The 19,873-nt window shown below is 64.4% G+C and carries 21 protein-coding genes; 15 read left to right on the top strand and 6 right to left on the bottom strand.

Annotated features, from left to right (window positions below):
* The first annotated feature begins 61 nt into the window (after window positions 1–61).
* The 11 genes from DBW_RS00535 (at window position 62) to DBW_RS00485 (ending at window position 9,692) form a co-directional block, all read left to right on the top strand.
* On the top strand, window positions 62–856 hold the full coding sequence (locus DBW_RS00535; protein WP_066722716.1) for an NAD(+)--dinitrogen-reductase ADP-D-ribosyltransferase: 795 nt from the start codon (window positions 62–64) through the stop codon (window positions 854–856).
* A 2-nt stretch (window positions 857–858) separates the two neighbouring features.
* Entirely contained in the window at window positions 859–2,193 is a 1,335-nt protein-coding gene (gene draG / locus DBW_RS00530) for an ADP-ribosyl-[dinitrogen reductase] hydrolase (protein ID WP_157471656.1), read from the top strand.
* A gap of 115 nt (window positions 2,194–2,308) precedes the next feature.
* Window positions 2,309–2,545 (top strand): hypothetical protein, encoded by a 237-nt coding sequence (locus DBW_RS00525; protein WP_066722713.1) that lies wholly within the window; start codon window positions 2,309–2,311, stop codon window positions 2,543–2,545.
* A 4-nt stretch (window positions 2,546–2,549) separates the two neighbouring features.
* Window positions 2,550–2,852, top strand: a complete 303-nt coding sequence (locus DBW_RS00520) for a hypothetical protein (protein ID WP_066722711.1) — start codon at window positions 2,550–2,552, stop codon at window positions 2,850–2,852.
* A gap of 477 nt (window positions 2,853–3,329) precedes the next feature.
* On the top strand, window positions 3,330–4,193 hold the full coding sequence (gene nifH / locus DBW_RS00515) for a nitrogenase iron protein (protein ID WP_066729567.1): 864 nt from the start codon (window positions 3,330–3,332) through the stop codon (window positions 4,191–4,193).
* Window positions 4,194–4,263: 70 nt separating this feature from the next.
* Window positions 4,264–5,706, top strand: a complete 1,443-nt coding sequence (gene nifD, locus DBW_RS00510) for a nitrogenase molybdenum-iron protein alpha chain (protein WP_066722708.1) — start codon at window positions 4,264–4,266, stop codon at window positions 5,704–5,706.
* 144 nt (window positions 5,707–5,850) lie between these two features.
* Window positions 5,851–7,311, top strand: a complete 1,461-nt coding sequence (nifK, locus tag DBW_RS00505; RefSeq protein WP_066722705.1) for a nitrogenase molybdenum-iron protein subunit beta — start codon at window positions 5,851–5,853, stop codon at window positions 7,309–7,311.
* A 126-nt stretch (window positions 7,312–7,437) separates the two neighbouring features.
* Complete coding sequence (nifX, locus tag DBW_RS00500; protein WP_066722702.1) at window positions 7,438–7,815, top strand: nitrogen fixation protein NifX; 378 nt, start codon at window positions 7,438–7,440, stop codon at window positions 7,813–7,815.
* A 30-nt stretch (window positions 7,816–7,845) separates the two neighbouring features.
* The gene (gene fdxB / locus DBW_RS00495) at window positions 7,846–8,115 is read left to right on the top strand and encodes a ferredoxin III, nif-specific (RefSeq protein ID WP_066722691.1); all 270 of its coding nucleotides are present in this window, start codon (window positions 7,846–7,848) and stop codon (window positions 8,113–8,115) included.
* A 52-nt stretch (window positions 8,116–8,167) separates the two neighbouring features.
* Window positions 8,168–8,536, top strand: a complete 369-nt coding sequence (locus tag DBW_RS00490) for a NifB/NifX family molybdenum-iron cluster-binding protein (protein ID WP_066722689.1) — start codon at window positions 8,168–8,170, stop codon at window positions 8,534–8,536.
* A gap of 280 nt (window positions 8,537–8,816) precedes the next feature.
* Window positions 8,817–9,692 (top strand): radical SAM protein, encoded by an 876-nt coding sequence (locus DBW_RS00485; protein ID WP_066722686.1) that lies wholly within the window; start codon window positions 8,817–8,819, stop codon window positions 9,690–9,692.
* A 36-nt stretch (window positions 9,693–9,728) separates the two neighbouring features.
* Here the strand turns inward: DBW_RS00485 and DBW_RS00480 are convergent, their stop codons facing one another.
* Entirely contained in the window at window positions 9,729–10,094 is a 366-nt protein-coding gene (locus DBW_RS00480) for a 4a-hydroxytetrahydrobiopterin dehydratase (RefSeq protein ID WP_066722684.1), read from the bottom strand.
* Between the two features lie 25 nt (window positions 10,095–10,119).
* Window positions 10,120–11,199, bottom strand: a complete 1,080-nt coding sequence (locus DBW_RS00475; protein WP_066722681.1) for an ADP-ribosylglycohydrolase family protein — start codon at window positions 11,197–11,199, stop codon at window positions 10,120–10,122.
* Window positions 11,200–11,392: 193 nt separating this feature from the next.
* Here DBW_RS00475 and DBW_RS00470 point away from each other — a divergent pair, with 193 nt between their 5' ends.
* Window positions 11,393–11,563 (top strand): YwbE family protein, encoded by a 171-nt coding sequence (locus DBW_RS00470; RefSeq protein ID WP_442856871.1) that lies wholly within the window; start codon window positions 11,393–11,395, stop codon window positions 11,561–11,563.
* A gap of 74 nt (window positions 11,564–11,637) precedes the next feature.
* Window positions 11,638–12,969 (top strand): APC family permease, encoded by a 1,332-nt coding sequence (locus DBW_RS00465; RefSeq protein WP_066722676.1) that lies wholly within the window; start codon window positions 11,638–11,640, stop codon window positions 12,967–12,969.
* A gap of 2 nt (window positions 12,970–12,971) precedes the next feature.
* Here DBW_RS00465 and DBW_RS00460 read toward each other — a convergent pair whose 3' ends face one another.
* A complete protein-coding gene (locus DBW_RS00460; RefSeq protein ID WP_066722674.1) occupies window positions 12,972–14,240 on the bottom strand; it encodes a Glu/Leu/Phe/Val family dehydrogenase in 1,269 nt (422 codons plus the stop codon).
* A gap of 187 nt (window positions 14,241–14,427) precedes the next feature.
* Between DBW_RS00460 and DBW_RS00455 the strand changes: the two genes are divergently transcribed.
* On the top strand, window positions 14,428–15,651 hold the full coding sequence (locus DBW_RS00455) for a permease (RefSeq protein ID WP_066722672.1): 1,224 nt from the start codon (window positions 14,428–14,430) through the stop codon (window positions 15,649–15,651).
* Window positions 15,652–15,746: 95 nt separating this feature from the next.
* Entirely contained in the window at window positions 15,747–16,040 is a 294-nt protein-coding gene (locus tag DBW_RS00450) for a hypothetical protein (protein WP_066722670.1), read from the top strand.
* 61 nt (window positions 16,041–16,101) lie between these two features.
* Here DBW_RS00450 and DBW_RS00445 read toward each other — a convergent pair whose 3' ends face one another.
* From DBW_RS00445 to nifE, 3 genes are all read right to left on the bottom strand, one after another.
* Window positions 16,102–17,106 (bottom strand): nitrogen fixation protein NifQ, encoded by a 1,005-nt coding sequence (locus tag DBW_RS00445; protein ID WP_066722661.1) that lies wholly within the window; start codon window positions 17,104–17,106, stop codon window positions 16,102–16,104.
* 102 nt (window positions 17,107–17,208) lie between these two features.
* Window positions 17,209–18,501 (bottom strand): nitrogenase iron-molybdenum cofactor biosynthesis protein NifN, encoded by a 1,293-nt coding sequence (nifN, locus tag DBW_RS00440; RefSeq protein WP_066722659.1) that lies wholly within the window; start codon window positions 18,499–18,501, stop codon window positions 17,209–17,211.
* Window positions 18,489–19,841, bottom strand: a complete 1,353-nt coding sequence (gene nifE, locus DBW_RS00435) for a nitrogenase iron-molybdenum cofactor biosynthesis protein NifE (protein WP_066722656.1) — start codon at window positions 19,839–19,841, stop codon at window positions 18,489–18,491. Before nifE ends, nifN begins: the two co-directional genes overlap by 13 nt.
* Window positions 19,842–19,873 lie beyond the last annotated feature (32 nt).

Raw genomic sequence — 19,873 nt, 5'->3', positions numbered from 1 at the left:
CGGCCGGCGCCCTCTGCGTAATTTTTAGACAAATTCGCCCGCGAAGGAGTCGGCAAGGGTCATGCTCGGGACTTCTCTCAACCTCTGCAACCTCCCCCCCTGGGCGATCGCCTCGCGGCACTTCAACCGGCACCCCCAGCCGATCGAGGTGCAGGGGGTGGCGAGCAGCGGCAAGCCGCTCTTCGACCGGCTCGGCACCGTCGCCGAACCGTTGCAGCGCGGCGCGCTCTTTCACGACTTCATGGATGTCCGCTTCCAGCTCCACCAGTGGGACAACCAGGACTCCCACAGCAGCCGCAAGGCGCTGAAAAACAGTTACCTGCGCTTTTTGCGCGGCTGGCTCTTCGACAGCAACTCCCTCGAAGGGGCGGTCCTCAAGGGGTGGGTGGAGTCGCGGCTGGGGATCCCGCCCCTCTTTCACAAGGAACCGATCGGCGACATCCACTCTGCAGCCTATTACCAGTACCTCGGCGAACGGATGAAGGGAGCGGCGCGGGCCAGCGCCATCCTTGGCCAGCTCGACCTCCTCTACGGTTTTGTCCAGTACGAATTGCAGCGCCGCCATCCGGACCTGAGTCACCTCACCCTCTATCGCGGCATTTACGATTTTTCCGAGCACCAGGTTCTGGCCGAGGAGAGTCCGGGCCACTACCTGCTGCAGCTCAACAACCTCAACTCCTTCACCGACGATTTCGAGAAAGCCTGGGAATTCGGCAACCGGGTCATCAAGGCCGCGGTCCCCCTGGCCAAGGTCTTCTTCTGCAGCGGGCTGCTGCCGAAATCGCTCCTCAAGGGGGAGGGAGAATACCTGGTGATCGGCGGCGAGTTCGAGGTGCAGGTCCTGACCGGAGGCTGACGATGGCACGGGCGGAACTCGAAGCAGCGGCGCGGGCCGTCTTTCTCGGAGTCGCCCTCGGCGACGCCCTCGGCGCGACCACCGAGTTCATGACCCCGGGGGAGATCCGGGCCCGCTACAAGCTCCACAACAAGATCCGGGGCGGCGGCTGGCTCGGGGTGAAGCCGGGCCAGGTCACCGACGACACCGAGATGTCGCTGGCGCTGGCGCGGGCGCTGATCGCCGCCGGCGGCTGGGACCTGCAGGGGATCGCCGAACAGTTTCTCGCCTGGATGCGCAGCAAGCCGATCGACATCGGCTCCACGGTGCGCAAGGGGATCGTCGGCTTCATGCGCAAGGGGAGCCTGGAGGTTCCCTACAACGAGTGGGATGCCGGCAACGGCGCGGCGATGCGGATGGCCCCGGTGATCCTGCAGACCCTGGGCGATGACGACCTGCTGCGGCGCTGTGCCCTGGAACAGGCGCGGCTGACCCACAACCATCCCCTCTCCGACGCCGCCTGCGTCACCCTGGGGAAGATGGTGCAGGCAGCGATGCTCGGCGCCGACCGTTTCCAGCTCCACGCCCTGGCGCGCGAGCTGATCGCCGCCTGCCCGACCTTTCACTTCAACCACTACAAGGGGCTGGCGTCGGGCTATATCGTCGATACCATGCAGACGGTCTTTCACTATTTCTTTTCCACCGCCAGCTTCGAAGAGTGTCTGGTCGGGGTGGTCAACCAGGGGGGGGACGCCGACACCACCGGGGCGATCGCCGGCATGCTCGCCGGCGCCTTTTACGGCATCGACGCGTTGCCGAAGCAGTGGCTGCGCAAGCTCGATCGCCAGGTCCGGGAAGAGGTCGAGACAGCGGCGGTCGCGCTGCTGAAGATTTCTCCCTGGGTCCTGCGCGACACTCCCTTCCGGGAACTCTCCGGCGACCTCTGGGAGTTTCACCAGCAGGGCTGCGTGGTGGCGATCACCACCAACGGCAAGGTCGGCGGCAATGGCCGCAACGTCATGGCCCGGGGGACCGCCCGCCAGGCCGCCGAGCGTTTTCCCGCCCTGCCGCAGCGCCTCGGCGAACTGATCCGCCAGCACGGCAACCATGTCTTCGATCTCGGAAACGGGCTGGTCAGCTTCCCTGTCGAGCACACCCCCTGGGAGGTGCCCGACCTGCAGCTGATCCGCCAGTCGGGGCGGGAGCTGCGCGCCCTGGCCGACGACCGGGGGTGGCAACGCATCATCGTCCCCCGCCCCGGCTGCGGCGGCGGTGGCCTCTCCTGGGGCGAGGTGCGCCCCCTGCTCGAAACTTGCTTCGACGACCGCTTCTGGATCATCCAGGCCCCCGCCGCCTGAAGGGCTGGGCCGGCTTCACTCATCCGAGCGGGACAGCGTCGTCCCCGAAACAGGCAATGGTGCCCGCGGCCAAGCGTCTCGCTTGCCGCGGGCTTTTTCCCAAAGGAGTCCAGTCATGACCAGCACAAAAGACCTGTTGTCGGTCGCCAGCGCGGCCGCGGCCCTGAAAACGACCCCTCTCAATATCCTGATGCACATCAAGAAGGGCCTGCTCGCCGGCGAGGAGATCGACGGAAGCTGGTTTGTATCCGGTGCCTCCCTCGACAGGTTCCGCGCCGAGGCGGGGGCGGCGGCCCACGGCAGCCTCTGTCAGGGGAAGAGCCACTGCGGCGGCTGCGGCGGCAAGGAGTAACGCGATGCGACTCCTTATCAAACCATCGGACCTGCGCTACAAGTACCGGCACAACAGTCCGGCTCGCGACCTCCCCCCCTTCGTCGGCAAGCCGGACGAGCGCCCCTTCGACCGGGACAGCCTCCATGAGGTCATCAACATGTCCCAGGTGGTGATGGCGGACCTCGGTTCCGACAGCGGTGTCGTCCTCGAAACCCTGGAGGAAGTGATGGTGCAGGAGATGCCGGCCTTTTTGAAGACGCGGGAGGAGGTCTTCGATTTCCTCACCATCGTCATGACGGAGAAGCTGGCCCGGGCCCGGGACTGATCCTTTTTGGGCAGACCCGGCTGGCGTTGCCCAATTTCTATGCAGCAAGGGGTTGCCGGCCACTGCCGGAGCCGAAGCCGGAGACCGATTTTTTTCGGAATCAAAAAAAGATTCATGCAAATTCGATAGGTTGGCCGATCAATCTGGCCGCTTGGCACAGGCCATGCTATAAATTGAAAGCGAATCCGGAAATCAGCGCACGGCGCAGTGCACTGGTTCTTCCCCCAGGCAAAGAGGCCCAAAAGATGTCGGCAGGTCGCCGAACCTTCTTTTGGGCTTTTTACGTTGCAGACAATTTTTGAACAGCAGAAGCGGCACCACGGTGGCGCTGCTTCGGGCAATGGCGCCCGGCCTGAAAACTCCCGTTCAGGCCGGGCGCTCCATTTTCAAGAGCATGGCTTCTCCGGCGCAGCGCCGCTGGCGGGCCGACCAACATCCACCCAGAAAGAGAGGATCCCCGTCATGGAAGAGAAAAAAATGCGTCAGATTGCAATCTACGGTAAAGGCGGCATCGGCAAGTCGACCACGACCCAGAACACCGTCGCCGGCCTCGCCGCCCTCGGCAAGAAAGTCATGATCATCGGCTGCGACCCGAAGGCCGACTCGACCCGCCTGATCCTCCACGCCAAGGCGCAGGAGACGGTCATGGACAAGGTCCGCGAGCTCGGCACCGTCGAGGACCTCGAACTCGAAGACGTCCTCAAGTGGGGCTACGGCGACATCAAGTGCGTCGAGTCGGGCGGCCCGGAGCCGGGCGTCGGCTGTGCCGGCCGCGGCGTCATCACCGCCATCAACTTCCTCGAAGAAGAGGGCGCCTACACTCCCGACCTCGACTTCGTCTTCTATGACGTCCTTGGCGACGTCGTCTGCGGCGGCTTCGCCATGCCGATCCGCGAGAACAAGGCCCAGGAGATCTACATCGTCGTCTCCGGCGAGATGATGGCAATGTACGCCGCCAACAACATCTGCAAGGGGATCGTCAAGTACGCGGCAAGCGGCAGCGTGCGTCTCGCCGGCCTGATCTGCAACAGCCGCAACACCGACCGCGAGGCCGACCTGATCGAGGCGCTGGCCGCCAAGCTCGGCACCCAGATGATCCACTTCGTCCCCCGCGACAACCAGGTGCAGCGCGCCGAACTGCGCCGCATGACGGTCATCGAGTACTCCCCCGAGCACAAGCAGGCCGAGGAGTACCGGCAGCTGGCGAAAAAGATCGCCGAGAACAAGATGTTCGTCGTCCCCACCCCGCTGGAGATGGAAGAGCTCGAAGAGCTGCTGATGGAGTTCGGCATCATGGAAGCGGAGGATGAGACCGTGGTCGGCAAGGCGGAGAACGCTTAAATCGGCGCAGAAATCTCATAGGACCTATATGACCTATAGGTCCCATAGGACCTTTCAAGGAGATTTGACCATGGCAGAGCGAAAGCCCATCCCGGGCGTTAGCAAGGAAAAGACCGAGAAGCTGATCAAAGAGACCCTGGCGGCGATGCCGGCCAAGGCCCAGAAGAAGCGTGCGCCGCACCTGGGCGCCAACGAGCCGACCGCCTCGACCTGCGCGGTGAAGTCGAACAAGAAGGTCGTCCCCGGCGTCATGAGCCAGCGCGGCTGCGCCTATGCCGGCGCCAAGGGGGTGGTCTGGGGGCCGATCCGCGACATGGTCCACGTCTCCCACGGACCGATCGGCTGCGGCGTCTACAGCTGGGGGACGCGGCGCAACCTGATGCAGGGGATTCCCGGCGTCACCTCCTTCCCGATGGACTTCACCTCCGACTTCCAGGAGCGCGACATCGTCTACGGCGGCGACAAGAAGCTGGAGAAACTGCTGCAGGAGGCCGACGAGCTCTTCCCCCTCAACAAGGGGCTCTCGATCCTCTCCGAGTGCCCGGTCGGCCTGATCGGTGACGACATCAACGCCGTCGCCAAAAAGATGGAGAACGAGCTCGGCAAGCTGGTCGTACCCTGCAACTGCGAAGGCTTCCGCGGCGTCTCCCAGTCGCTGGGTCACCACATCTCCAACGACTCGATCCGCGACCACATCATCGGCAAGTTCGAATTCCCCGAACCGGCCGGCCCCTACGATGTCGCCCTGATCGGCGACTACAACATCGGCGGTGACGTCTGGGCGGCGAAACCGATCCTCGAAGAGATCGGCCTCAACGTCAAGAGCGTCTGGACCGGCGACGGCGAGGTCGAGAAGATCGGCGCCACCCATTCGGTGAAGCTGAACCTGATTCACTGCTACCGCTCGATGAACTACATGTGCAAGGTGATGGAAGAGAAGTGGAACATCCCCTGGCTCGAGTACAACTTTTTCGGTCCGAGCAAGATCGAGGAAAGCCTGCGCGCCATCGCCGAGCGTTTTGACGACACCATCAAGGAAAACGTCGAGAAGGTGATCCAGAAGTACAAGCCGGTGATGCAGGCGGTGATCGACGAGTACAAACCGCGCCTCGAAGGAAAGACCGCCATGCTCTTCGTCGGCGGCCTGCGCCCCCGCCACACCGTCGGCGCCTACGAGGACCTCGGCATCCAGATTACCGGCGCCGGTTACGAGTTCGCCCACCAGGACGACTACGACCGCACCTCGCCGGAGCTGGCCAAGGGGGCCTTGATCTACGACGACGTCTCCGAGTTCGAGCTGGAGAAATTCGTCGAGGAGTTCAAACCCGACCTGGTCGGCAGCGGCATCAAGGAGAAGTATGTCTTCCAGAAGGCCGGTATCCCCTTCCGCCAGATGCACAGCTGGGACTATTCGGGCCCCTACCACGGCTACGAGGGGTTCAAGGTCTTCGCCCGCGACATCGACATGGCGATCAACAGCCCGACCTGGAAACTGGTGAAGTCGCCCTTCTAAAAGGAAATCTGCCACAGAGGCACAGAGCCACCGAGAAGGTCAAATTCAGAAACTCTCGGGTTGTGGGACTAAACCCTGAAAATTTTGGTTTGCTCTTCCTCTGTGTCTCCGTGTCTCTGTGGCAAAAACCAAGGAGTAATCGCCATGAGCGAATCTGCCGTTAAAAAAGTGACCGAGACTCCGGCCAGCGAGATCGAGCGGGTCAAGGAATGGATCAACAGCGAAGAGTACAAGGAGAAGAACTTCGCCCGCGAGGCGCTGGTCGTCAACCCGGCCCACGCCTGCCAGCCCCTCGGCGCCCAGATGGTCGCCAGCGGCTTCGAAGGGGCCCTCCCCTTCGTCCACGGCTCCCAGGGGTGCGCCTCCTACTTCCGCAGCACCTTTTCCCGCCACTTCCGTGAGCCGGCGGCGGCGACCTGCGACGCCATGACCGAGGACGGCGCCGTCTTCGGCGGCCAGAACAACCTCTTCGAAGGACTGGAGAACGCCTACGCGCTCTACAAGCCGAAGATGATCCCGGTCTACACCACCTGCATGCCCGAGGTCATCGGTGACGACCTCACCGCCTTTATCCGCAACGCCAAGACCAAGGGGCACCTGCCGGAGGAGGTTTTGACCCCCTACGCCAACACCCCGAGCTTCAACGGTACCCATATCCACGGTTACGACTCGATGCTCAAGAGCATCCTCGAAACCCTGACCACCGACCAGAAGATCGAGGGCAAGTGCACCGGCAAGCTCAACCTGATCCCGGGCTTCGACGGCAACACCGGCAACCTGCGCGAGTACAAGCGCATCCTTGAGCTGTTCGGCATCCCCTACACGCTGATGGCCGACATCTCGGAGGTCTTCGACACCGTCTGCGACGGCAACTACCGGCTCTATCCTGGCGGCACCAAAATTGAAGACGCCGCCGAGTCGATCAACGGCAAGGCGACGATCTCGCTGCAGAAGTATTCGACCCTCAACACCATGAAGTGGATCGAGGAGGAGTACAGCGGCGAGAAGCTGGTGATGCCGATGCCCTTCGGCATCCAGAAGACCGACGAGCTGCTGCTGAAGCTCTCCGAGCTCTTCGGCAAGCCGGTCCCGGAGAAACTGAAGGAGGAGCGCGGCCTCGCCGTCGACGCCATGACCGACGCCCACCAGTACCTGCATGGCAAGAAGTTCGCCGTCGCCGGCGACCCCGACTACCTGATCGGCATCGTCTCCTTCCTCCTCGAGATGGGCGCGATCCCCTACCACGTCCTCTGCTCGCGCACCAACAAGAAGTTCGAGAAGGAGATGAAGGCTCTGCTCGCCTCCTCTCCCTTTGGCGCCACCGGCAAGGTCTACATCAACAAGGACCTCTGGCATTTGCGCAGCCTGCTGGTCACCGATCCGGTCGACGGCATCATCGGCGACACCCACGCCAAGTGGGCGGCCCGCGACGCCAGGATCCCGCTCTTCCGCATCGGTTTTCCGATCATCGACCGGGTCAACCTCCACCGCAGCCCGGTAATCGGCTACCAGGGGGCGGTCAACATGCTGACCATGATCGCCAACAAGTTCCTCGATATCAAGGACGAGACCTGCGAGAACCAGTGGTTCGAAATGATGCGTTAACCCAGTGACGGGGGTCGGCGGAGGCGATCGGGCCTTCCCCGCCCCCGTCCCCCCTTGCGCGAGGATCCGATGATCCGTACCCGCAGATTCGACATCGTTGGCGGCCGGGTCGGGAAAGGATTGCATATGAAAGTGGCATTCGCCAGTACGGACAAAATCCATGTCGACGAGCACTTCGGCCGGGCCGAATCCTTCTTCATCTGGGAAGTCGGGATTGAGGAAGCCGCCTTTTCCGGCCTGGTACAGGTCAAGACCGAAGGGGCCGACGAGGCCGACCGCATCGAGGCCCGCTGCGCGGGACTCGCCGACTGTGCCCTGGTCTACGTCGCCGAAATCGGCGGCCCGGCAGCGGCTCGGCTGGTCGCCAAGAAGATTCACCCGATCAAGAGCAAGGAACGCGAGCCGATCACCGCCGTGGTCGAAAAGCTGCAGGAGGTGCTCCGCAACAGCCCGCCGCCGTGGCTGCGCAAGGCGATGCTGAAAGGCGAACGGCCGGCAACCTAAACCCATAAACCAAGGAAGAGGAGAGATCCCATGGCTTATCTCACCGGAATTACCCGTGGCGGTGCCAGCTGGACCCCCACCTTCGCCGAAACCATCGACCCGGAGAAGTGCATCGGCTGCGGCCGCTGTTTCAAGGCCTGCTCCCGCAAGGTCCTCGGTCCGGAAGACCTGGTCGATGAAGAGACCGATTCGACCCGCATGGTGATGACCATCGCCAACCCGGACAACTGCATCGGCTGCGCCGGCTGCGGCGTCACCTGCCCGAAGAAGTGCTTCAGCTTCAAACCGATGGAAGTCTGAAGACCCTAAAGCAGAGGATCCATACATCGTATGGGTCCTCTGGGAGGTTCCCATGCTTATCGCCGTCGCATCCAAATCCGGGCTCGAAGTCGACCAGCACTTCGGCCACGCCGAACGTTTTCTGATCTACGACTGCGCCGGAGGGGCGCCGCGCCAGGTCAAGGAGGTCGCGGTCGAGAAGTACTGCTCCCTCGATCCCGACCATCCCTTCCGTCATCGCCAGTTCGACGCCATCGTTGCCGCCCTGCAGGGGTGCAAGGCGGTGGTGACGGCCATGATCGGCGATTATCCGAAGCAGGAGCTGGCGAAAGCCGGCATCACCGCCATCAGCGCGGTTGGCCCGATCGGTCCGGCCCTGCTCACTGCCCATGGCAACCTCTGCGGTTGCGGCTGCCAGGGTCCGAAACGCTGCGGCTGCTGAAAATTTAACGTTCCAGAGCTGCAATTGCCTCAGGCATGGGCAGGGGGAACAATGAGGGTTCCTTTCTGCCCCTTTTTTTGGTCCTTCCAGGGTTGGCACGTCTGATGCTATAAAAAAGACGGCACCCAAGGTACAAAGTTGTACCGACCTGAACTTGGCAACGAAGCCCCGCTGCGCATATGCGCGGTCGGGGCTTGATTTTTTTCAGGAGCTTGGCAACGGCGCTTCCGGCTTACACCCGGGAGCGCCGTCGTCTTTTTGCAACGAAAGGAGCAACGCCATGGCCAGCGGTTGTCCGATGATGAAGGCCAACGTCCAGAGCGATCATCCCTGTTTTGGCGGCGATCACAGCAAGGCGGGGCGTATCCACCTGCCGGTCGCCCCGGGATGCAATATCAAGTGCGGTTTCTGCGAACGCAAGTTCGACTGCGCCAACGAAAGCCGCCCCGGCGTCACCAGCCGCGTTCTCACCCCCGAGCAGGCGGTGGAGCGGGTCCGGCTGGTCAAGCGCCACATGGAGAAGCAGGGGGGCGCGCAGCTCAAGGTGGTCGGCATCGCCGGTCCCGGCGACCCCCTCGCCAACCCGAAGACCTTTGAAACCTTCCGCCAGGTCCGGGCCGCCTTTCCGGAGCTGACTCTCTGCCTCTCCACCAACGGCCTGCGCCTGCCGGAGATGATTGACACCATCCTCGCCTACGACGTCCACAGCCTGACCGTCACCATCAACGCTCTCACCCCCGAGACCGGTGCCAGGGTCTACGAATGGATCAAGGTCGACGGTCAGCGCCTGCAGGGGGAGGAAGCGGCGGCGCTGCTGCTGGCGAAGCAATTCGCGGGGGTGAAACTGGCGGCGGCGGCCGGGATGCTGGTCAAGATCAATCACGTCTACATCCCCGGCGTCAACGATCACGAGACCCTCGACCTGGCGGTCAAGGTGCGGGAACTCGGCGCCAGCATGATGAACATCATGCCGGTGATCCCGGTCGGCCTGTTCAAGGAGATCGAGCGCCCATCCGACGCCACCATGGAGATGGTCCGCAACCAGGCCGAGCTGATCCTCTCCCAGGCGCGCCATTGCAAGCAGTGCCGTGCCGACGCCGCCGGCGTCGTCGGCCAGGACATCGACCTCGAGGCGCTGCACACCCTGGCAAGCTGAAAGGTTCACCCACGCGCCCTGCCGACGGCCGCGGACTCAGCCTTGACCGGTCGGGTCCGTCCTTGCCGCCAATAGCGCGTCGGTTTTGGCGGCCATGATGAAGTCGTTGCGGTGCAGGCCGCCGATCTTGTGGGTCCACCACTGCACCGTCACGCGCCCCCACTCGGTGAGGAGCGCCGGGTGATGCCCCTCAGCCTCGGCCAGCTCGCCGACCCGGTTGCTGAAATCGAGGGCCTGGCGGAAGTTGCGGAAGGGAAAGCGCCGGGTCAGCCGGCCGATGCCGTCGACCTCGACGATCTCCCAGTCGGGCAACTGCTCCAGATAGGCGGCGATTGCGTCTGCCGTCGCCGGCGGCACCTGGCCACGGCAGGCTTCGCAGTGCTGCTCGGTCAAGGTTCCCATCCCCGAACTCCTTTCCCTCTCCACTTCACCCGGCGGCCTGCGCCGCCAGCTCTCCGGCCAGTTGCACCAGCAGGTCCCGTTCTTTCAGCCCGTCGATGAAACGCTGCGGAATCTTGCCAAGTCCGACCTGCGCCCCGACCAGGGCGCCGGTCAGCATCGCCCGCGCCTGGTTCTGGCCGCCGCCGTTGATGGCGTGCAGCACCGCCGCCTCGAAGTCGTCCCGGAAGCGGGCGGCGAGGTAGTAGGCGGCCGGCAGCTGGTGGAAGATGGCGCAAGGCATGCCGTAGACGATCGAGACCTTCCAGGCCGGTTCGATGCGAATCTGCGGGTCGGCTGCGGCCGCAGCCATGTAAGAAGGGGTGAGCAGCGCATCGGGGGAGGCAAAGCGACCGACGCGGGGCGGGTCGGGGTCGCCCGGCCGCGGCGGCTGCAAATCCTCGGCGGTGACGGCGTGAAAGGGGAGTTCGCCCTCCTTGACCAATTTCATCAGCCGATCGGAGATCCTGGTATCCAGCGGGTGCCCCTGCACCAGCTGGCCGAGGAGGGCGCAGTAGGCGACGGTCATCGCCACCACCAGTTCGTCCCCCTGGGTCAGCACAGTGTTGGCGGTGACCTGGCGTGCCAACTCCGCCGGCTGCCGGGCGTAACGCACGGCGATGGCGAGGACGCGTTCGATCGCCTCGGTGGTATCGGCATGGCCGCCGGTCTCCCCCCAGGGACGCCCCTGCTCCACCCGCCGTCGCCAGGCTTCGCGGATCGACTGGCTGGTGTAGCCGCCGGGGCCGCCCATCGGGGTGCCGTCGAGGAGCGGGAAGAGCTCTGTGTCGAGGCGCCGGCAGAAATCGGCCTCGTCGTACGCCCCGCGCGCCACCAGCGACTGCAGGGTGAGCTTGAGGATGATTCCGGCCTGGGAGAGCTCGCCGGCCTTGAGCCCGGCATGGTAGCGCCCCGGCCTGGGATCGGTGTAGTCGCCGATCCAGTCACCGTAGTCGCGGCGCAGCTCGCCAAGATCGTAGTACCAGTGCGGTCCGAGCCCGAGCGCGTCACCGATGAAGGCACCGAGCAGGGCCCCCGCCGCCCGGTCCTGAAGTGATAAAGTTGACATGCTTGACTCCTCTTCGGATAGTTGAAATCGACCGAAACCTCTGCGGCCATTATACACCGGGCGGAAATTCAGAGGCGCCTCGGACACCGGACAAAGGATTCCCCGGGCGAGCCGAATCGGTTATGGTAGCTGCCGGGCAACGAAGGGAGGCAAGAGCGTGGCGGGAGAATATCGTAACGAGCTGCGCCCCGGGATGCGGGTGGCGATCGTGCGCAAACAGGACCAGCGCAGCGGCACCCTGACCGTGGGAACCATCGACCGGTTGCTGACCAGCAAACCCTATCATTCCCGGGGGATCAAGGTCCGCCTGGAGGATGGGAAGGTGGGACGGGTCCGGCAGATCGATCCCGGCGCGGAAGGGTAAAACCGGCCGGGAGTGCTGCCGCAGGGGGTCCGGAATGCTATGCTGGAAGGAGGCAACCGGAAGGCGGGAGGAGCATGAGCGGCAAGCAAGCGGAGATTGGCTTTTTCGAAGCGACCGCCATCGGCATCGGCGGCATGGTCGGCGGCGGCATCTTCGCCGTCCTCGGGCTGGCGGTGCAACTGGCACGGGGTGGGGCACCCCTCGCCTTCGCCCTCGCCGGCATCGTGGCGCTAGTCACCGCCTACTCCTTCTCCCGGCTGGCGGTCTGCTTCCCGAGCCAGGGGGGGACGGTGACCTTTCTCGACCGCGCCTTCGGCCCCGGGCTTTTCACCGGCACCCTCAATATCCTGCTCTGGCTCAGCTACATCGTCATGCTCTCCCTCTACGCCTACGCCTTCGGCAGTTACGGCGCCACCTTCTTCCCCACGGCCGACCAGCTCTTCTGGAAACATCTCCTGATCAGCGCGGCAATCTTCGCCATTACCGGGCTGAACCTCCTGAGTGCCGACCTGATCGGCAAGGCCGAGGACGGGGTGGTCGCCGTCAAGCTCGTCATCCTCCTCCTCTTCGTCGGCCTCGGCCTGCGCACCATCGACCCATCCCGGCTGGCGGTTGCCGCCTGGAGTCCGGCCCTCGACCTGGTGACCGGCGGCATGATCATCTTCCTCGCCTACGAAGGTTTCGAGTTGATCGCCAACGCCGCCGGCGACACCCGCAATCCGGATAGGGTCCTGCCGCGAGCCTTCTTCAGCGCCACCGGTTTCGTGCTGGTCCTCTACGTGCTGATCGCCGCCGTCGCCGTCGGTAACCTGCCGGTCGATCGCATCGTGGAAGCCAAGGACTATGCCCTCGCGGTCGCCGCCAAGCCCTTTCTCGGCCAGAGCGGATTTCTGCTGATTACCGTGGCTGCGTTGCTGTCGACCGCCTCGGCGATCAACGCCACCCTCTACGGTGCGGCGCGGCTCAGCTATGTCATCGCCAAGGACGGCGAACTCCCGGAACTGCTGGCAAAAAAAGTCTGGAACGAACCGCTCGAAGGACTGCTGATCACCGCCGGGGGGACACTGCTGATTGCCAACCTCTTCGACCTCTCCAGCCTCTCGACCATGGGGAGCGCCGGCTTCCTGCTGATCTTCGCCGCCGTTAACGGCGCCAACGCCCGCCTCGCCAGCCGCACCGGCAGCCACCGCTGGCTCTCGCTGACAGGGGCGGGCCTCTGCCTCGCGGCCCTTGTCGCCCTCCTCTGGCAGACCCTCAGCGACCGTCCCGCCCGGGTGCTGGTGCTGATCGGAATGCTCGGCCTCGCCTTCGCCATCGAGGCCGGCTTCCGCCTCGCCACCGGTCGGCCGCTGCGGGTCGCGACGGACCTCCGGGAGGAAAAGGCAGACCCGAACGACCCGTCATGAGATCAGAACCCCCGCAGCTCAATGGCCTCGATAGTCCGTTCCAGACCAAGCTGGTAGGCCGCCAGTCGATAGGAGATGTCCGACGCCTCGGACCGTTCCCGGACTTCCCGCCATGCATGCTGCAGCCGGTCGGTCAACTCCCGGTTGACCCGATCCTCGGTCCACTGGTACCGCTGCCGGTTCTGCACCCATTCGAGGTAGGAAACGGTCACGCCACCGGCGTTGGCAAGGACATCGGGGACGACAACCACACCTCTCTCCCGCAGCATCTGATCCGCCTCGCTGGTCACCGGCAGGTTGGCCGCCTCGACCACCATCCGTGCCTTGACCCGGTCGGCATTGCCACGGTGAATAACTCCGCCGATGGCCGCGGGGATCAGCAAATCGACTTCGAGGGCAAAAAGTTCTTCGCTCGAGATCGTCTCACCCTCCACCGCCAGGTCGGGAACCGCACCTCCCGGCTGATCCTGCACCGCCTTGACCATCCCTTCGATGTCCAGACCCGCTGCCGAGTATTTTCCTCCCTCCACATCGACCACCGCGACCACCTTTGCCCCCTGGTCGGCGAGGAAGCGGGCGGTATGGCTGCCGACATTGCCGAAGCCCTGCAGGGCGACGGTGGCGCCGTCGAGCCGGATCCCGGCGGCCTCGGCGGCCCAACCCGCCACCAGCGCTACGCCACGTCCGGTGGCGGCGAGACGGCCGGGTGAACCGCCGAGCGCCAGTGGCTTGCCAGTGACGACTCCCGGCTCAAACCCTGCCTGCAAGGCATAGGCATCGACAATCCAGGCCATCTCCTGAGGCCCGGTCCCCATATCAGGAGCAAGAATATCCCGGTCCGGGCCGATGATCATCGCGACCCGTTCCACGTAACGCTTGGTCAGGGTCTCCCGCTCGCGACTGGAGAGCTGCCGCGGGTCACAGTTGACGCCCCCCTTGGCGCCGCCGAAGGGGAGGTTCAGGACCGCGGTCTTCCAGGTCATCAGCTGTGCCAGGGCCACGAAGTGGTCCATGTCGACATCGGGGTGAAATCGCAATCCGCCCTTAAAGGGACCGCAGCTGTGTTCGTGCTGAACCCGGTACCCATAAAAGACCGAGACCGAACCATCGTCGCGATTGAGGGGGAGTTCAAAACGTGTCTCCCGGTAAGGAGCGCGCAACAGGTTGCGCACCTCGTCCACGGTTTCCAGGCGATCGAAAGCTTCTTCGAGAAAATGTTCACAAGTCTGACGTGGGGAAAAGGTTCCCCCGGATTCTTTTTCCGCAGCCATTGGCTTCCCCTTTCCGCTGGAGGCGATGGGAACAGGTCGCCGGAAACAGCCCGGGCCGACCACGGTGCCTCCCGCTGATTCTCTTCAATTATAACCCCAAGTGTCCGCTTGGTTGACGGGACGACTCCGCACGCTAAACTTAAACTATCGTAATATCAGCTAGATAATAAAATAAAAAGGATATGGAATGTTCACCCAGGAATTCTGGAGCCTGTACGGGCAGGCCGTAAAAACCTCCCTCGGATTTTTCTGGAAAGCCGGCTGGGCCTTTATCTTCGGGTACTTTGTCAGCAGCATGATCCAGGTCTTTGTCTCGAAAAAGAAGCTGACGCCCTACCTCGGCACCCCCCGGCCGCGGAGCCTCTCCCTGGCGGCCCTGTTCGGGGCGATCTCCTCTTCCTGCTCCTTCGCCGCTCTCGCCACCGCCCGCGCCCTCTTTCTCAAGGGGGCCCACTTTATCGCCGCCGTCGCCTTCATGTTCGCCTCCACCAACCTGGTGATCGAACTCGGCATCCTGATCCTGATCTTTCTCGGCTGGCAATTCCTGGCGGCCGAGATTGTCGGTGGCTTGCTCCTCATCGTCATCAGCAGCCTGCTGATCCGGCTCAGCTATCCGCGGCGCTGGATCGAAGAGGCGCGGAAGGAGATGGAAGCAAAGGCGGAAGAGGAAGAGGATTTTGACTGGAAGGAGCGGATCACCAGTCGCCAGGGGTGGCAGATGGTCGGCAACAAGTTCGTCATGGAATGGCAGATGGTCTGGGAGGAGATCCTGATCGGCTTTACCGTCGCCGGCTTCGTTGCGGTCTTTGTGCCGGAAAGTCTCTGGGCGAAGATCTTCCTCATCGACGCCGGTGCCGCCCTGCCGCAGTGGCTGCAGGCCCTCGAAAACGCCCTGGTCGCACCTTTCGTCGCCGCCCTGACCTTCATCGGCTCGATGGGGAATATCCCTCTCGCCACGGTCCTCAATGCCAACGGGGTAATGTTTGCCGGGATCATGGGGTTTATCTACTCGGACCTGATGGTGCCGCCGCTGGTGGCCGTCAACGCCAAGTATTACGGCTGGCGGGTAGCCCTCTACATCGCCGGCATCATGTACCTCGCGATCGTGGCCACGGCGCTGATTCTCCACTACAGCTTTGCCGCCTTCGGCATCACCCCCCACAGCGCCCGCAGGGTGGAAGAGATGACCCGCTTCGGCTTCGACTACACCTTCTGGCTGAATCTCTGCTTCCTCGGGGTGACGGGCGCCCTGATCTTTCTTCATCGCCGCCATCGCCAGGAGCAGTCGGAAGAGATGTCCATGGAGATGGGTGGCGGCCATTTGAGCCCGAAACGGGTCGTGGTCTGGCTCGCCCTGATTCTCCTGGTCGGCGGCCTTGTTGCTCTCGCCCTGACCAGCGGCCAATCCTAGCTTCCGTCGGGTGAAAAACCGGGCCTTACGGGGCCCGTGGTAAGATGAAAGGGCAAAGTCACTTGTCAGAACGTTCATCCCGAAAGGAGAAAACGATGACGACACAGGAAGCCTATGTCGAAAAAGTGAAGTCGAAAATCGACCAGTGGAACGCTGAAATCGAAAAATTCCAGGCCAAGGCCCGCGGTGCCAAGGCCGATGCCCGGATCGAGTATGAGGAGCAGGTCGAAGAACTCAAGGACCGGCGCGACGCTCTGCAGGAGAAGGTTGCCGACCTAGAAAAGGCCGGTGGGCAGGCCTGGGAGGATTTAAAGGCGGGCGCTGAGAAGGCTCTCGGCGAGGTTGAATCGGCCTTCGCCAAGGCGCGTGACCGTTTCACGCTGCACTGATCGTCCGTCCCTACCTGAAAAAGGGGGCGGACGATGAGGAGGGGAGGGGTTCGCTGTCATCTCATGATTCTTCCGGGGCAAAGCAGAGGGAATAATCGCTGCAGAGCCCGCAATCGGGTGCCTTGCACATGACTCCCCCCTTCAGGTCGCAGACCTGGCGGAAGAGGAATCGCTTCCAGCGCATCCCCCGGCTGTTGGCCGCGGTCAACGCCGGGAGGTGGCGCCGAATCGCGGCGCTCAGTTCCGGCCGGGCGAAGAGGCCCATCGCCACCCAGAGATGCCCCGGATGGGCGGCGCGGGCGGCGAGGATCGCGGCGAGCCAGCGGGGCGCCGGGTCGTCTCCCCCTGCGGGGAGGTGGGAGTGCAGCACCGCCAGTACGCCGGCATTGACCAGGGGCGGCCGCTTCCCCCTCTCCCCCGATTCCAGGGTCGCGGGAGCGACACCCGGAAAGTAGCGCTGCAGCAGTGCGGCCAACTCCCACTCGTCGAGGCCGAGGGCGGCGGCCAGCGACCAGGGTTCGGCAGCGGCCACCGTCAGCAGGCAGGCGAAGAGGTGGCGGTCTTCCGCCGCGACCGCGCGCGGGGCCGGGCTGGCCAGCAAGCGGCGATAGACCGGGTCGGCGGCCGTCACCCGCGGCCCGTGTTCGACGGCAGCCGGGTCATGGGCGACCACTGCTACCGCATGGTCTTCACTGCGGGCACTGGCCAGGGCGGCCTGGAGCGCGGCCACCGCCAGCTCGGCGCAATAGTCCCGCTCCGTCGGCAGGCCGTTGAGGACTGCGGCGACCGCGGCCGGCGCTATCGCCGCCGCCGCTTCGAGATCCTTCCCCTCCGCCAGTTCGGCGGCGGCAGCACAGGCGGCGATGGTAAAGCCGCAACCGAAGACCTGGAACCGGACCTGCGTCACCTGCCCGGCATCGATCCGCAGGGCAAAGCGCACCGCCAGGCGCCGGCCGGCCTCTTCCGGTCCGAGGCCGACCTCGCCGGTCCCATCGGCACGGTCGAGGGTGCCGGTGTAGCGGCTGTCGGTAGCGTAGCGGCGGATGGTGTCGGTGTAAGAGCTCATTTCAAAAGCCAATCCTGGGGCGCATGGGACAACTGGGACCGATCGGACCTTTGTGGTTCATAAGTCCCAGTGGTCCCATGCGTCCCATTCTTTTCATTGGTCTCACCACCCCTGCTCCTCCCGCCAGCGACTGGCGGCATTGGCCAGCGCGCAGAGGAAATAAGCGCCCCCCTCGTAGAGGACGTCGTTCTGCAGCTGGTTGCCGACCTCTTCCCAGTTGGGATAGCCGCGCACCACCAGCCCCTTGTGGCAGCGATGGGCAATCCCGGCCCCGTGGAAGTTGGTGATCAGCAGGTCGTACTCGGCGGCGAAGTCCTCGGCATCCTCCAGGTCCCCGACCAGGACCTGCGCCGCCGGGACCTGCTCCAGCTGCGGCGCATCGACTGTGGCGATCGCCGCCCTGACCTCTCCCCCCGCCTCACAGAGGGCGGCGACCTGGCCGGCGAGGTGGTCGGGTTCGGCGGCGACGAGGAAGCGGGTCTGGCCGAGGGCGAAGTGACAGTCGAGCAGGGCATCCTGCAACCGCTTGCGCCAGCATGCCACCGCCGGCGGCGGCGCACTGAAACCGGTCTCGGCGAGAAGCAGCGCGACCAGCCGGTCGGTCGCCGCCAGCCCCTGCAGGTGGTCAAAGTGGTGATGGCGCATTGCCGGGTTCTTTTTGGTCAGCGCCTCCCCGGCGGCACGCATCGAGGCACCGACGCTGAGCACCAGCCCGGCGTCGCCGAGGGTGCGAATCTCTTCGACGCCGATGCCGCCGCTGGAGAGGGCGCTCTGCTTCTCGCCGAGGTGGCCGTCGAGAGAGGTCGAGAGGTCGGGAAGCGCAAGCACCTCGAAACCGAAGCCGGCGATGAACTCCTTGATCTTCTCTACCTCGATCGGCGTCAGGCTGACGTGGGGCAACAGGACCAGCTTGGTATCGTCGACCAGCTCCGTCGCTGTTACCAGCTGTTCGATCATCGCTCTGACCGTCAGCGCCCAGCCGCTCTCTAGCCCTCCCTCGTAGTCGGGGGTGTTGACCCAGACCAGCGGGAAGTCGATCTTGCCGGCCACGCCGCGGATGTCGTCCCCCTTGGTCTCGGTGAGGCCGGTGGTGTGCAGGCCGATCAGCTGCGGGGTCACCTTGGCGGTGATGTTCTTCACCGACTCGACGATGCTGTAGTCGCCGCCGTCGAGGATTGCGGTGATGTCGGTCACCGCCGTGGTCTGGATCGCGATCGGCTCGGCAAAATGGCGGGTCAGGTAGACCTTGGTGAAGGAGGTGCACCCCTGGCCACCGTGCATCAGCGGCATGCAGTTGTCGACGCCGAGAAAGGCGAGGGTCGCCCCCATCGGCTGGGAGAGGCGGTGCGGATTGACCTGCAGCGGCTTCGGTGATTTGTGGACTACTCCTCCCATGGCGCCCTCCTGGCGACGTTGCGGAAGACCGGGGTTTCCAGGGCGTGCCGGAGATCCTCGGCGAGGTTGAGCAGGCCGCGGTAGCCGCCGTAGCTCTTCTTCTTCTCCTGGTTGACGTCGGCGAAGGCGATCCCCTTCTTGATCGCGGTGTAGAGGCTGCGCCCACCGGCGAGGAGGAGGTCGGCCTTGGTATCATCGATGATCTTCGCCTGTTCCTGGCCCGGCTTGGTCATCAGCACCCCGCCGGCACCGAGGTACTGGCGCGCCTTCTCCCGGTCGTCCTCCGTCGACTTGCCGACCGCCGTCGCCACCACCTCGATGCCGAGGTCCTGCAGCGCCGCGGCGATCGACCAGGCCTTGTTGCCGCCGGTGTTGAGGACCGCCTTCTTGCCGGCGAAGAGGGCCCGGTAGGGGGCGAGCTCCTGCTCGAGGCGTGCCTCCTCGCGCTCAATCAGCGCCCGGGTGCGGGCGATCAGTTCGGCGTCGCCGAGGGCGGTGGCGATGGCGAGCAGCCCGTCGCTGGTGTCGCGCTTGCCGTAGAAGGAGAGGGAGATCGAGGGGATGCCGTATTTCTCTTCCAGCTTCCGGGTCAGGGAGACGAGCGACTTGGCACAGACCAGCACGTTCAGCTTCGCCCGGTGCGCGGTGCGGATCGCGGCGACCCGGCCGTCTCCGGAGAGGGTCGAAAGGACATGGATGCCGAGCTCCGCGAGGAGCGGCGTGTATTGCCACATGTCGCCGGTGACGTTGTAGTCGCCGATCAGGTTGATGTCGAAGGGGGTGGTGGTCTCGGGCTCGGCGGTGCCGATCAGGCTGGCCAGCACCGCTTCGCCGCCGAGGCGGCTGCCGAGGTTCTTGCTGCCGACGAAGCCGGGGGCATGCACCGGCACCACCGGCAGGCCATGTTTTGCCGCCGCCTGTTTGCAGAGGAGGTCGAGATCGTCGCCGATCAGGGCGGTGACGCAGGTGGCGTAGACGAAGACCGCCTGCGGGGCGTAGCGGCCGACCACGTAGTCGACCGCCAGCAGCAGCTTCTCTTCGCCGCCGAAGACGACATCGTTGGTGGAGATGGCGGTGGTGAACCCCATCTGGGTCAGGTCCCGGCCCGGCCAGCTGGTCCGGGTGGCGCGGGTCTCCCAGGAGGAGCCGAGGCAGGTGATCGGGCCATGCACCACGTGGGCGGCGTCGGCATAGGGGAAGAGGGCGATCTGCGCCCCTTCGAAGGCGCAGCCGCCGGTCGTCGCTCCCGGGGTCGGGGCGTTGCAGGCACTCTTTTTGGTCTTGTTGTGGGCGCAGGCCTGCTCGTCGAGCAGGTCCTTGATTTTCGGTTTATTCGCCAAGGTCTGATCCTTTCCGAAAACTGGGCAGAGTC

This window comes from Desulfuromonas sp. DDH964, assembly GCF_001611275.1.
Taxonomy (GTDB): domain Bacteria; phylum Desulfobacterota; class Desulfuromonadia; order Desulfuromonadales; family DDH964; genus DDH964.
The sequence above is the reverse complement of the archived record's forward strand: the minus strand, read 5'-3'. Positions and strand labels throughout refer to the sequence as shown.